Raw genomic sequence first — 14,496 nt, 5'->3', positions numbered from 1 at the left:
GGAAGTAATTACAATTAGGATAACAACTTTGCTTGAGTATTGTATCTTTCAAAAATACAGAAAAAGTCCGCATAAGCCAAATTGCCTTTATGCGGACTTTTAAATGATTTCATATCAGTGTAGGTAACCTATGATACACGAAGCTTCATTCCGGCTTTAACAACGTTACCTTTAATTCCATTCATTTTTTTCAACTTTTCTACAGAAATACCTCCATATCGTTGAGAAATATTCCATAAGGTATCTCCTTGCTCAACAGTATGGAACTTCACCTTACCTCTACGAATATCTTCTTTTTCTCTTACATTCGAGCGAGCATATTTCTCTGAGCTTGTAACTGCCGATTCCTTGAAAACAACCAATGTTTGCCCTGTTTGAATTCCTGACTTACGCAGTTTATTCCAAACTTTCAAATCATATACTTCTACATTGAATTTATCAGCAATGGCGAAAAGATTATCACCTTTGTGAACTTTATAAGTGATTTTCTTTGGCTTACGCTTAATTACATCCTCAACATCGTCTTCTACTAATGGCTCGACTTGTTTATTCTTTACGATTACATCATTCACCGAATCTCCATGAATTTCTGGACGATTTGCCACTTCTACGCCAGGCTCTATTAGCATATTCGTTGGCATTTTTGAGGCAGAGTCCATAATCATTAAACGATTAGATCTGAAATAGGCCAATTCACTTTTAGGGAGCTTTAGTGAAAAATTACGGGTATTATTTGGTAAAATGTGAGTCAGAATATGAGGATTAAGTTTCTGGATGCTTTCCAAATTGATATTAGCCATCATAGCCAATTTATCCAAATCCAAATAGGAGTTAATCTGAATCGTATCGTGTTCAATCGCCAATTCATAATTTTCTGGTACAATATCATGAGAATCAGCATGATTCATCATGTACAAAATACCGATATATTGAGGTACATAACCTCTAGTTTCTTTCGGTAAACAGTTGTAAATATCCCAGAAAGTTTGTCCCCCATTACAACGACGAATCGCACGACGAACATTACCCGGGCCTGTGTTATAAGCTGCCAAAACTAAATGCCAATCTCCAAAAATATTATACAATTGACGCATGTAACGACAAGCAGCTTCAGTAGCTTTTTCTGGGTCAAAACGCTCATCTACATATTCATCGATTTTTAACCCAAAATCAATTTTAGCCGTTTTAGGCATAAATTGCCAAAGTCCACCTGCACCTACACGAGACATAGCTCTAGGATTCAAGCCTGATTCAATTAGTGATAAGTACTTTAATTCGTCGGGTAAACCGTATTTCTTGAGATATTTTTCATACAAAGGAAAATACATATCCTTTCGTTCGAGCATTGTTTTGGTAAATGAAGGTTTACGAAAAGCAAAATACTCCACGAACTGGTGGGTAGTATTATTGTAAGTCAATGGAATTTCTCTCTGAAGGGCTTCTAAACGAGGCTTAACAATGTTGGGGTCAATTAACCATGTGGGCTCTACAACAGCTGGGGGTGCTGCCGTTTGCGGATACACTGGCTTTACCGAAAGCGAGTCAACTGTACCTTGATTTTCGGTGGTCGATGAGGCTGCTGATACCTGTGCTTGGCTGCTTATAGCAACCATCAACAGTGAACCTGCCAAAATCGAACGAATTGTAGTCAATGTCATTTAATTCTCTAATAAGGATTTACGGAATATAATATCTCTGGCGTGTTATGCGTGCTCAACCCGTAGGTAACATGAGAAGCTTTTGAAACACTTTATCTTTTCTAAATTCTTATGGGCAGTGTGTTTATCTGTTCTTTTTGAAAATTTCAATTTTCGGACATTAAACAAAGTTACTGATTTTTAACTAAGTAAACCACAATTTTATTGTACGACAAAAACAAAGTATTGAATTATTACAAGAAACATTAAGAATACTTCTATTTTAAGGGATTTTCGAAACTCATCCTCTGTGTGTATCTGTAGGGTCTAAAAAAATTGTGTAGACTAAAGTATTCCCACAAACAAAAAGTCTAACATCAATCTAGGTTTAGACTAATGTTAGACCTCAAACTTTATATTATTTTAGTCTTGACGGTCTGTTAACCGTCATACTAAAATTCTAATTTAAGCTCTTTGCAAAATTTAGCAAGGCCTCCTCTTGGAATGCTCCTGCCATAATTTGGAAACCAATTGGCATACCATCATTATCAACGCCATTAGGAATCGAAATAGCTGGCAAACCTACCACATTGGCTTGAACAGTAAACAAGTCACCCAAATACATTTGAATAGGATCTGATGTCTTCTCTCCTATTTTGTAAGCAGTAGTTGGCGTGGTTGGACAAACCAAAAAGTCATATTCAGATAATAATTGGTCTGTATACTCTTTAATCAACCTTCTCACTTTCTGTGCTTTGGTGTAATAGGCATCATAATAAGAGGCACTTAATACAAAGGTACCCAACATGATACGGCGCTTTACCTCTTTGCCAAATCCTTCAGCTCTTGATTTTTTGTACATTGACATCAAATCAGTAGCCTGATTGGAACGGTGACCAAACTTTACTCCATCAAAACGAGATAGGTTAGAGCTAGCCTCCGCCGTTGTTAAAATATAATACGTTGGAAGAAAATACTTGATTAATGGAAAATCTACCGCTTCTACTACATGACCTGCTGCTTTGAGCGCCTCAAGTTTTGCCCAAGTAGCTTCGCGCACTTCTGGTTGAAGACCAGTACTTTCAACAGCCTCTTTCAAATACCCAATTTTCAAAGTTTTATGGGTCGTATCAAAAGCTGAATATTGAGGCACATCGAGTGTCGAAACAGTACTATCCTGTTCATCTTTTCCTGCAATTACCTCTAATAATATTGCTGCGTCTTCCACCGATTTAGTAATAGGACCAATACAGTCAAATGAGGACGCATACGCAATAAGACCCCATCTTGATACTCTGGTGTAAGTAGGTTTTAAACCCACCAAGCCACAAAAGCCAGCTGGCATACGTACGGAACCACCTGTATCAGTACCCAATGACGCTAAACACATATCGGCCTGTACTGCAACCGCCGAACCACCCGAAGAACCACCTGCTACACGATTTTCACCAACAGCATTGAGACAAGCACCATACGCTGAGTTTTCGTTGGTCGAGCCCATCCCAAATTCATCACAGTTTTGAGAACCAATGATAATAGCATCAGCATCAATTACCCTTTGAACGGCAGTAGCATTAAATTGAGATTCAAAACCATCAAGGATTTTACTACCTGCTGCTGAAGGATGATCTTTATAGCATAATAGGTCTTTGATACCAATCACCATACCTGCCAATTTACCAGCAGTTCCAGCTTTGATTTTTTGATCAATTTCATCAGCTTTAGCCAATGCTTCTTGGTCAAACACTTTCAGGAAGGCATTTAATTGGTTATTTTTTTCAGCAATATTTTGAAGATAAAATTCTACAAGTTGGCGGCAGGTAATATCTCCTGCATATAAATCAGCTTGGATACTCTGTAGTGATGTATAATTTTTCAAGGTAACAGAAAGTAAATAAAATGGTAATGACTATAAAAAAACAAGAGCATAGTCAGGATTGCAATGCAAACCTAACTATGCAATTATGTAAGGTAATAAGTACAGGAAAACAGCGTGTTACGCACTATTTTCGGCCATTTGATTATGCTACGATTGGTACTGAGTTTTGAGACCCAGTTATACAAATCAAATATGAGCCAATACTATTTTGTATCGTCCAAACCTTTTGTAATTTGCTCCTGAACGTCTTTTTGTGCGTCTTTGAATTCTTTGATACCTTTACCCAATCCTTTCATTAATTCAGGCAATTTTTTTCCACCAAAGAATAACAACATAGCTAAGCCAATCAACAATAATTCGCCGCCACCTAAACCGTTCAAGAATAATAAGATTGAAGTCAGTTCCATTTCCGTATTGAGTTAAAAATTTTTGTAAATATACTTAATGATTTTGGATTATGGACTTTTCACTACCGATATTTTGGCAATTGAAGTCCTGAAGAATTTTGGTTTACTTATTCGATACTAAAGTCTTGAAAAAGTTGATTTCTTTCCCAAGCTTCAAAGTTCTCGATGTCTTCATGCAATGCTCTAAAAAGCCATAACACAATAGCAAGGTCGTCCGTCAAGCCAATAATAGGCAAAATATCAGGAATGACATCTATTGGTGACACAAAGTAAATCAAAACTGCTACAATTTTGAGAATTGTTGGCCAAGGTACTATACGGTATTGTCCCGATACGTACGCTTTTACCATTCTCGACAAGGTGGTAAGTTTGTCTGTTAAGACTTGACCCACACCTTTATTTTCTTTATCAGCAATATCTTTTGCTTTAGAAAGTACCTCTCTTAACAACTCCAAAAGAGCCAAACTACCCATGGCATATTTGCTGGCTTTTTTGGTTGCACTCTTAAAAAATATTGAATTTAATACTCTCGAAGCTAAATCGTCTTGTGCCATATTTTAAAGTTATTTAACAGAACATGGGCACTATTTTATCTATATTTCGCTTAACATAGTATAGCTAATTTTCAAAAATTGTTACCCTCAAAATTTACCGAAAGTTAGTAAATTTAATATTGTGGTAAAACATAAAACGCTACAAGCGGCGTTTTTGATATATAAACCGTTTAAATTATTCATAAATGATGAGATAAATCAATTGATAATCAAAAGATTGTTTGTCTTTCACATTTATCATGTACCAATAAAGTAATGGAAAAGGCAAATATACCATTTAGCAACTTTCCTATAAAAAATTTACATAATTTTAGAAATCCATGTTTTCAGAATGCCTAAATGCTTTACATTTGTAGGGTCTTGCTACAAAGACAAACAATGCAAAAAAGTAGATGTTTGAGCAAAATTCAAGGCGTTGTTCTCCATTATGAAAGCATTGATTGAATCATTCTATTTAACAAAACAATTAATCAAAAATCATCATGTCTAAAATAACTGTCGTGGGTGCAGGGGCCGTGGGTGCTACTACTGCCGATAACATTGCTCGTAAAGAATTAGCAGACGAAGTCGTGTTGCTGGATATTAAGCAAGGGTTTGCAGAAGGAAAAGCCTTAGATATGTTCCAAACAGCTGCGCTATTGGGCTGGGACACAACTTTAACTGGTGTTACGAATGATTACTCAAAAACTGCTAATTCAGACGTAGTAGTTATTACGTCGGGGCTTCCACGTAAACCGGGTATGACACGCGAAGAACTCATTGGAGTGAACGCTGGCATTGTAAAATCGGTGGTGGACAATATCTTGCAATACTCACCAGATGCCATTTTTGTAATCGTTTCAAACCCTATGGACACAATGACCTATTTGGCATTGAAAGCTTCGGGACTTCCTAAAAACCGTATCATTGGTATGGGCGGTGCTTTGGACTCGGCTCGATTCAAGTGCTATTTGTCATTGGCCATGAATGTTTCTCCAAACGACCTTCATGCTACTGTAATTGGTGGTCACGGTGATACTACCATGATTCCATTGAAGCGCCTTGCTACTTGGAACGGTACGCCTGTAGCCAACTACTTGGATGGTGCAACACTTGATAAAGTAGCAGCAGATACTATGGTAGGTGGTGCAACACTTACAGGTTTGTTAGGTACTTCGGCTTGGTATGCGCCTGGTGCAGCATCGGCAGCGGTAGTAGAATCAATTATCCGTGACGAAAAACGTGTGATTCCTTGCTCGGTATTCCTCGAAGGCGAATATGGTCAGTCAGATATCTGTTTGGGTGTGCCAGTTGTTCTTGGTAAAACAGGTTGGGAAAAAATCATTGATTACAACCTCAACGAAGAAGAGCAAGCATTATTTAGCAAATCAGCTGATGCAGTTCGTAATATGAACAATGTACTTTCAACACTTAGTTTGTAGTTGTGTGATTGATAAATGGGTGATTATTACAAAAACTCATTTCTCTTACTTAATTATCGACTAGCAGAACATAATAAAAGGCGGCCTCAAATTTGAGGTCGCCTTTTAATTTTCATGGAAAAAAGATGTATTAAATCTTCTCCTAAATATCTATCTTCCTTCTGGAGCGAAATCTAAACGTGTGACAAAGTATTCCGTATCTCCCATCCAAGAAAACTTCATATATCGTTGTTCATAATGCAAACGAACGCGCTTGCCTGTAAGCATAGCATCTTCTAACTGTTGAACAATTTTTTCATCGTTATTGTCTACCGTAAAAGCCCACATATTATTCACCATATTCCCCACTTGCCCTTGCGCACCTACGTTGAGTTCTCCTTCAAAAGTTTTGAACATTACCCCTTTTTTAGAAAACTTTGACACAACACCTGCGCGCTCTCCTTCTGAGTATGAGATTTTTGTAAGTAAAAAAGACCCTACAACCGCTAAAAGTGCGATACTGATGATACTGATAATTAATTTTCTAAAAAATGCACTAGTGGCTTTTTTTGCGGCGTCGAATTGTTCGTTGAATGCCATACTTGTTTGGACGTTTTGTGTGAAAATTATCTTGCTGTTTATGAAGTCGAAGCTATGGTTTATCCAAAAAGCATCAACAGCACTTCATATTTGTTTCTAATTCTTGTAAAAAGACCCTTGTGATAGTCTTTTCAAATTTGCGAAACTTTATGAAGCTTTACAATACATCAGACGAGATAAATTCGAAAGGACACTATTTTGAACGAATCGCGGTAACAGGGTCCATTCTGGCGGCTGACCACGCAGGAATAATTCCCGACAAAACTCCAATAATCGTTGAGGTAAATAAACCCCAGAAAATATTTTTAAAGCTCAAAATCAAAGTCAATGAGCCTAGCGGTAAAAAGGATAATAACCACACAATAGCAATTCCTACAAAGCCTCCAATCAAACTCAACAAGACCGACTCAAAAAGGAATTGGAACAAGATAAAGTAGTTTTTGGCTCCTAAAGATTTTTGAATACCGATGATATTGGTACGCTCTTTTACCGACACGAACATGATATTGGCAATTCCGAAACCACCCACTAACAAGGAGAATAAAGCAATGAAGAAGCCACCCACATTGAGTTGAGCAAAAATTGAATCGAAGAACTTCACCGCACCATCTAGTCTATTGATAGAAAAGTTTTCTTCCTGAGCAGGTTTTAAGCCTCTTCTTCCTCGCATCAAACCCGTAACCTCACCTTCGAGTGTTTCTTGGCCTGTATCCCAATCAAAAGCTTTGATAGCGATATCTGGTTCAGGTTGATCTTTTTGGAAAACATTGGCATAGGTAGTGTAAGGAATATACGCTCTATCGTCGGGCGAACCTCCCAAGCTAATCAAATCTTCTCCTTTCAAGTTCATAGTTCCAATGACTCTAAACTTGATACCATTTACTTTAATTTCTTCTCCAATTACATCGCTCTGGTTTGGAAATAGAGCCGCTTTTACCTTGGCACCCAAAATGATAGAAAAAGCAGAATTATCCGTCTCGCTCGGCATAAAGTATCTACCTTCACCAACTGGCACATCCGAAATGGCATTATAGTCATAACTTATCCCAGCCAATCGCACCTCCATACTATTGTTTTTACGTTTTAGGGTTGTCATACGACCGTCCATAATAGAAACTGCCTGAGCATTTTCTAAGTTATCCTTCAAATACTGGTATTCGGCATACTTCATATTGGGGCGATTGATGTACTTCCACCAAGGATAGCTATTACTCATGATCCAAGGCCATTTTCCTACGTAAACAACGCCTTTACCAAATGAATCAATTTGGCTTCTGATGTTCATATTCATTGAATCCACCACCGTAAATACGGCAACAATGGAAAATATACCCACAGTTACACCCAACAACGACAGGGTTGTACGTAGAAGATTTGTGCGTAAAGCTTGCCATGCAAAGCGAAAGCTTTCAAAAATTTGTCGAAGAAACTTCATATATGCTACAAGATGAATAAACGTACGAAGACACACTTTAGAGTTTTCTCATAAATGGTAATTTAAAATTACGAGAGTGTATTCCGAAATCAAATCAAGAAATGACCAATAGCACTTTCTGACAGCATGAGTGGCAATATAAGTTTAAGACTGGAAATAAAGTTGAAAACTTTGTTCATTATTGTGACATCAAATCCTAAATTTACGGATGGTTTTACCTACTCACTAACCAATTCTTTCATAATTGTTCAAATGACATGAAAGATTAGTTATTCTAATCCTAATGGCTCAAAGGCATGTCAAAAAAGCTTACGATTTCTAATTTTCAAGACTTGCAAGTCAATTTTGCAGGCGAGTTGTACTATGATAATTCGGCAGAGCATCAAGCTCAGAAGTTGATATATTCGACCGATGCCTCTGTTTATCAGGAAAAACCTATCGCTGTGGCTGTGCCCAAAAATGCAAGCGATATTCAAATTTTAATTCGTTTTGCTAACGAACATCAGGTAACACTGATTCCTCGTTCGGCGGGGACTTCCTTGGCGGGGCAGGTAGTTGGAAAAGGGATTATCGTAGATATTTCGAAATATCTCAATCAAGTTTTGGAAGTCAATGTAGAAGAACGTTGGGTGCGTGTGCAACCTGGTGTAATCCGTGACGACCTAAACGCCTTCCTCAAACCTTATGGTTTACTTTTTGGTCCTGAGACCTCCACTTCTAGCCGTGCGATGATTGGTGGTATGATTGGCAATAACTCTTGCGGACTGCATTCGATTGTTTGGGGCGATACCCGTACACATTTGCTCGAAGCGAAAGTATTGTTGAGCGATGGCTCTGAAGCTGAGTTTAAGTCCTTGGATAGACAGAGTTTTTACGAAAAAGCCAGATTGACTACTTTAGAAGGACATATATATCGAGAGGTCCACCGTGCGCTCAACAACCCTTTTATTCAGGAGTCTATAGAAAAAGCTTTTCCTAATAAAAATCTTACAAGACGCAATACAGGCTATGCCTTGGATATGCTGAGTGACAACGAGATTTTTCAACCTCAATCTACAAAACCTTTTAACTTTTGCCGACTACTTGCTGGTTCTGAAGGAACATTAGCATTTGTGACGGAGGCTAAAATCAATCTTCTTCCCCTACCTCCTACCGAATCTGCCTTGGTATGTATTCATTGTAACTCGATTGGCGAATCGCTTCATGCCAACTTGGTTGCACTGAAACACCAACCAATGGCCTCAGAATTGGTAGACAAATACATTCTCGATTTTACTAAAGGACACCACGAATATCATAAAAATAGATTTTTTATTGAAGGCGACCCTCAAGCAATTTTGATGGTTGAATTTATGGCCGATACACAAGATCAACTTTCTAAGATGTGTGATGCCATGATTAAAGATTTGAAAGAAGCAAACTTGGGATACGCGCACCCAATCATCAGAGGCGCAGATACCAAACCCGCTTGGGATGTACGCAAGGCTGGACTGGGTTTGATTCGAAATTTGCCAGGCGATACTCAACCAGTCAATCTTATCGAAGACTGCGCTGTTGCTCCCGAACACTTGCCTGCATATATTGAAGAACTTCATGCTTTACTTGAAAAACATGGTTTGAATGCCTCATATTACGCTCATGCAGGCGCAGGTGAACTACACGTAGAACCAATGATTAACCTCAAAACTGAGGAAGGAAAGCAGTTATTCAGAACGGTCTTAGTCGAAACAGCGGCTTTGGTCAAAAAATACGATGGCTCGTTGAGTGGCGAACATGGCGATGGGCGTTTGCGTGGCGAGTTTATTCCTTTCATGATGGGCAAAGAAGTCTATGATTTGTTTAGAGAGATTAAAGGAATTTTTGACGAGAAAAAGATTTTTAATGCTAATAAAATTGTAGATACTCCTCCTATGAACGAATTCTTGCGATATGAAGCAGGAAAAGTTCCTAATAAGGTAAATACCATTTTCGATTTCAGCAAACAGGAAAGTATTTTAAGATTGGCTGAAAAATGTTCAGGTTCAGGAGATTGTCGTAAAACCGAAGTTACTGGTGGTACCATGTGCCCAAGTTATATGGCAACTCGACAAGAAAAAGATACCACGCGTGCAAGAGCTAATATTTTACGCCAATTCTTGACCAATTCTACCCAAGAAAATCCATTTAATCATCCAGAAATCAAAGAGGTGATGGATTTGTGTCTATCGTGCAAAGGCTGTAAAGCCGAATGTCCGTCGCAAGTAGATATTGCCAAAATGAAAGCTGAATTTCTTCAGCACTATTATGATGTCAATGGTATTCCTTTCAGAACCAAAATGATTGGAAGTTTTACCAAATCACAAGCTCTTGGAATGACATTCCCTAGGGTGTATAATTTCTTTGCTCAAAACTCAATCACGAGTAAATTCATTAAAAAGACTTTGGGTTTCGCACAAGAGAGAACTCTCCCTTTGCTTGGGCACATAACACTGCGTGACTGGCAATTGAATCGCTTGAAAACACAAGCCAAACGTCAAAAAAACAGTATTAAACCATTTAACCCAAAACCAAGTAAAATTCGTAAACAAGGAAAAGTATATCTTTTCTGTGACGAGTTTACCAACTACAATGATGTTGAATTAGGCAAAGTAGCCATCAAGTTATTGACAGCTCTAGGCTACGAAGTTCATATCCCCGAACACATCGAAAGTGGACGTACATATTTGTCGAAAGGTATGGTTAAAGAGGCGCAAAAAATTGCGATTCAAAATGTAAAACTATTGTCAAAAGCTCTCGAAGACCAAAGTCCAATCATTGGAATTGAGCCTTCGGCAATTCTTACCTTACGTGACGAATATCTGGATTTGGTTCCTGCCGAGTATCGTGCGGAGGCGGAGTTGGTTGCGGACAATACTTATTTGATAGATGAATTTTTGGCACAAGAAATAGATAAAAAACACATTTCACCAGATTGGTTTACCAAAGAAAAACGCTTAATCAAATTGCATGGACACTGCCACCAAAAGGCACTTTCGTCGCTGGTTCCTACCAAAAAGCTACTTTCATTACCTAAAAACTTTGAAGTACAGTTAATACCTTCGGGGTGTTGTGGAATGGCAGGCTCGTTTGGCTATGAGGAGGAACATTACGAAACGTCTATGAAAATTGGGGAGTTGGTGTTATTCCCAACAGTTCGTCAACAACCAGAAGATGTATTAATTGCAGCCCCTGGAACGAGTTGTCGTCATCAAATCAAAGATGGTACTGGAAGAACCGCGTTGCACCCAATCGAAATTTTATGGAATGCCTTGAACGAATCCTAAGGGAGGACTCAGCAAAAAAGAATATTGACATGTTATTAGTAAAACATCTTTGGGTAATACAAATGGTTTGTCAAGCATTTGTATTATCTTTAAAGGTGTTTTTTAGAAACGTATAAGACTTGCCACATAATCGTCATTTACTTACATTTGTAAGAGAATAACGCTCAAAATCAAGTTTTTTTGCGCAATACTTATTACAAAAGTAATTTACCCATTATTTTAATTGCCCCTTAAATACAACATCACTATCGAAAACCCGACCCTTAAGTATAGAAGCCCTTATTAAGATGAAAAAAAAATTACTCCTAACACTACTACTCAGTTATTGCCACTATAATTTTGCTCAACAAGCCATTTCGGCAGCCAAAAAAGATTCAGCCAATACCTTTATTGGTGATATGCGTGTAACCGAACGACTGGAGTCCGTTGGTACGGCTCGTAAGCAAACGGTAAACATACTTCGTTCAAAATTAGAAGTACTAGAAAAAAACAATCGAAATCCCCTAGTTGTAGAGTTCTCTTCTGTATCTAACTCCGCAGACAAATCCACGCCAACAGAAACTTTCGCTAGTCTTATTGCCAAACTAGACAAAAAATACAAAGCGGATATTCGTAGTATCGAAACAGACAATATCAGAGATATCTTTCAAATCGAACAAAAAAGCGAAATCAAAAGTCGCCATTCTGCGGTAGTTTCTGCACAATGTTTCTCCGCAAAAAATGATGGAAATTTTGTAAAAATGAATGACCTTGACGGAGAGGAAATCGTAGGATTTCCTCTCGAATCGTTCAGAGGCAACTCGCGCTATGGATTGGTTGAAAACTACCACCAAGGTTTTGCTCGCATCAAGAAAGACCAAGTGTTTGGATACTTGAATTATTGTGGCGACGAGGTGATTCCATGTCAATTTGAAAAAGCAGAGAATTTTAATGACGGAAAAGCGCTCGTCAAAAAATTCGAATGGTATTTCATAGATGTATATGGCAACGAAAGTGAAGCCCTTGAAAATGTTGTAGAAGCAAAGGCGCTCAAATATGGTATTAGCGTTGCTAAATTCAAAAATGGCAAATTTGCCCTTATCGACAACTCCTACGACCAGTCGAAAAAGGTACTATCTGAATACTACGATGAAATTTTAGCCTTCAACCGTGAACTACTTAGAGTTAGAGTGGGTAAGTTTTTTGGGCTTATCAAATATGATGGTACTGTCAAAATTGATCCTATTTACGATAACCTTAGCGCTACGACGGAACAAGGTAAATGGATGATTATTGAACAAAATAAAAAAATGGGTTTGATGGATACCGAAGGTAATATTCGTCTTAAACCTATTTTTGAAAGTATCATTCCTATGCCAGTTGACCCAAGTATTGCTAATGTCAATTTGGGCTTAGCCAAAGATGAAACTGGCTTCAAATTGGTAGATTTTAAAGACCTACGTACCAGCAAATCTTATCTTTCTATTGGAGAATTTAACCGCTTTGGCCTAGCTCCTATCAAAGACGGGAAATATTTTGGGTTTATCAACACAGACTTAAAAGTGGTTATTGATCCTATTTATCGTAGCTTGGGTAGTTTCAACCAATACGGTTTAATTTCTGCTTGTAAAGATGTGAATAATGCTGTTCGTTGTGGCTATATCAAACATGATGGAACAGAAGTGATTCCATTAGCATATGATGAAGTTGCTAATTTTAACAAATTTGGCTTGGTAGTAGTACGAGAAAATGCCAAAAACTGTAGTATCCCAGCAGGGAACTGTAAAGTAGATATGGTTTATGATAAAAATGGAGCCGTAGTTATTGGCAAAACAAACGAAGTAGCTCCAATTGGTATTAGATATGCGACCACAGATACTATTTTCAATGGTAATTACATTGTAATCAAAACCTTTACCCCAAATAAAGATGGAGATGAAGAAATGGAGTTTAATTTGGTAGAACGTGTATATGGGCGTCGTGTAACAACGCAAGGATATAAGTCTATTCGTAAATTTGATACTAACCAATTATTCCCAGTACAAAAAGAAGGTAAATGGGGACTCATTGACACATCGGGGCGTGTGGTTGCTAAACCCATCTATAAAGAAATGTTATATTCAACAGAAGGTTTATATGGTGTAAAGTTTGACAATGGTAAATATGGCTTTATCGATAAAAAAGGAAAAGTACAAATTGCCTTTGACTATGACGAAATACGGCCTTTCAATAATGGCTTGGCAGTTGTGTCAAAAGGCAATGGGAAGCTTGGTATTATCAATAAATTCAATGCGAAAATTGCTCCATGTTCATTTACTGAAATCAATATTTTGCCAGCAACTAAGCAATTCGAACTTATAGATTCATCGGGGGGGAAGTTTATTCTAAATAGTAGCGGCGATTGTGTCACAAACTGTACGAAGTTTGATGAAATCCGTAAAATGGCGAACCAATAAGATTTTTTACTGTAATTTTGCAAAATCCATTATCCTCAACGATAATGGATTTTATTTTTCTCAATAGTCAATCTTTGTAAAAGGTCAGAAGTATTATGTATTTGCAAAATGTAACTTTCAATATCGATACGCAGGCTGAGGTAGAATTTTTGTCATGGATGAAAACTCAACATATTCCTGAAATCATGGCGACAGGCTTGCCAACCAATTTCAAAATCTTAAAATTATTGACAGAGGTACACAATGGTGGATCTACTTATTCATTCCAATATGCCTTCGAAACTAAGCAGCATTATGATATTTATGAGGCAATCCATTTTGATGGACTCATCGCCAAAGTAGATGCTCGCTACAAAGGCAAATATGTATTCTTTGCTAGTTTATTGCAGGAAATGGACGTTTAGCTTCAAATTTAGTGATTGAGTAATTTAGCGAATGAGTGATTGTTTTCTAGTAGAGATGTAATGCTTTATGTCTTAAGCCAAGTCAGACATAATATAGTCACATTAAACATGAGTCATCCCGAATTTTGTTGTGCGAAGTAGCACCATAGCATGTTTTGGATGGCAGTTCTCAATCGATAAATCGGTGTCAAAGCATTTTGGCACCGATTTCCTGTTCTATGAGCAAATTGATTGATGATTATCTTGATAATAGATGGCCAATTCCTGATGAGTTTCATCAAGAAGTCGTAAATGAGCGTGACAATGGCTAATAATTTGAGGGTATTCTCGAAAAACCATAACCTTGGAGATTCAATAGCTAGCTCAGTTTTGGCGAATCTAAACGCCTGTTCAATATTCCATCGGTGCATGTAGCTATGACATATTTCCCAAGCATCCTTAGC

The 14,496-nt window shown here is 37.8% G+C and carries 10 protein-coding genes and 1 pseudogene; 4 read left to right on the top strand and 7 right to left on the bottom strand.

The genetic code is table 11. The annotated features are described in order from the left end of the window. Positions 1-128: 128 nt before the first annotated feature. The 4 genes from BWI92_RS20875 to BWI92_RS20860 all read right to left on the bottom strand — a co-directional run bounded on the left by BWI92_RS20875 (position 129) and on the right by BWI92_RS20860 (position 4,477). Positions 129-1,658, bottom strand: a complete 1,530-nt coding sequence (locus tag BWI92_RS20875; RefSeq protein ID WP_095166448.1) for a lytic transglycosylase domain-containing protein — start codon at positions 1,656-1,658, stop codon at positions 129-131. Positions 1,659-2,097: 439 nt separating this feature from the next. After that, entirely contained in the window at positions 2,098-3,516 is a 1,419-nt protein-coding gene (gene gatA, locus BWI92_RS20870) for an Asp-tRNA(Asn)/Glu-tRNA(Gln) amidotransferase subunit GatA (RefSeq protein ID WP_095166446.1), read from the bottom strand. A gap of 203 nt (positions 3,517-3,719) precedes the next feature. Then, positions 3,720-3,923 (bottom strand): twin-arginine translocase TatA/TatE family subunit, encoded by a 204-nt coding sequence (locus tag BWI92_RS20865; protein WP_095166444.1) that lies wholly within the window; start codon positions 3,921-3,923, stop codon positions 3,720-3,722. Between the two features lie 107 nt (positions 3,924-4,030). Continuing rightward, positions 4,031-4,477, bottom strand: a complete 447-nt coding sequence (locus tag BWI92_RS20860) for a YkvA family protein (protein ID WP_095166442.1) — start codon at positions 4,475-4,477, stop codon at positions 4,031-4,033. A 482-nt stretch (positions 4,478-4,959) separates the two neighbouring features. Here BWI92_RS20860 and mdh point away from each other — a divergent pair, with 482 nt between their 5' ends. Beyond that, positions 4,960-5,898 (top strand): malate dehydrogenase, encoded by a 939-nt coding sequence (gene mdh, locus BWI92_RS20855; protein ID WP_095166440.1) that lies wholly within the window; start codon positions 4,960-4,962, stop codon positions 5,896-5,898. Between the two features lie 150 nt (positions 5,899-6,048). Here the strand turns inward: mdh and BWI92_RS20850 are convergent, their stop codons facing one another. After that, positions 6,049-6,477 carry a hypothetical protein gene (locus BWI92_RS20850; RefSeq protein ID WP_095166438.1) on the bottom strand — a complete coding sequence of 143 codons (429 nt, stop codon included), beginning with the start codon at positions 6,475-6,477 and terminating at the stop codon, positions 6,049-6,051. Between the two features lie 193 nt (positions 6,478-6,670). After that, positions 6,671-7,912 (bottom strand): ABC transporter permease, encoded by a 1,242-nt coding sequence (locus BWI92_RS20845; protein WP_095166457.1) that lies wholly within the window; start codon positions 7,910-7,912, stop codon positions 6,671-6,673. Between the two features lie 296 nt (positions 7,913-8,208). On the opposite strand from BWI92_RS20845, the gene BWI92_RS20840 reads away from it, so the two are divergent. The 3 genes from BWI92_RS20840 (at position 8,209) to BWI92_RS20830 (ending at position 14,053) form a co-directional block, all read left to right on the top strand. Then, the gene (locus BWI92_RS20840) at positions 8,209-11,214 is read left to right on the top strand and encodes an FAD-binding and (Fe-S)-binding domain-containing protein (RefSeq protein WP_095166435.1); all 3,006 of its coding nucleotides are present in this window, start codon (positions 8,209-8,211) and stop codon (positions 11,212-11,214) included. Positions 11,215-11,501: 287 nt separating this feature from the next. Next, on the top strand, positions 11,502-13,649 hold the full coding sequence (locus BWI92_RS20835; RefSeq protein ID WP_095166432.1) for a WG repeat-containing protein: 2,148 nt from the start codon (positions 11,502-11,504) through the stop codon (positions 13,647-13,649). Positions 13,650-13,744: 95 nt separating this feature from the next. Beyond that, on the top strand, positions 13,745-14,053 hold the full coding sequence (locus BWI92_RS20830; protein ID WP_095166430.1) for a DUF4286 family protein: 309 nt from the start codon (positions 13,745-13,747) through the stop codon (positions 14,051-14,053). A gap of 113 nt (positions 14,054-14,166) precedes the next feature. Here the strand turns inward: BWI92_RS20830 and BWI92_RS27390 are convergent. Then, positions 14,167-14,496, bottom strand: a pseudogene (locus BWI92_RS27390) (hypothetical protein); the annotation flags it as partial.

Source organism: Flectobacillus sp. BAB-3569, assembly GCF_002270355.1.
Lineage (GTDB): Bacteria > Bacteroidota > Bacteroidia > Cytophagales > Spirosomataceae > Flectobacillus > Flectobacillus roseus.
Note: the sequence above shows the minus strand (reverse complement) of the source record. Positions and strands in the feature narration are given on the sequence as shown.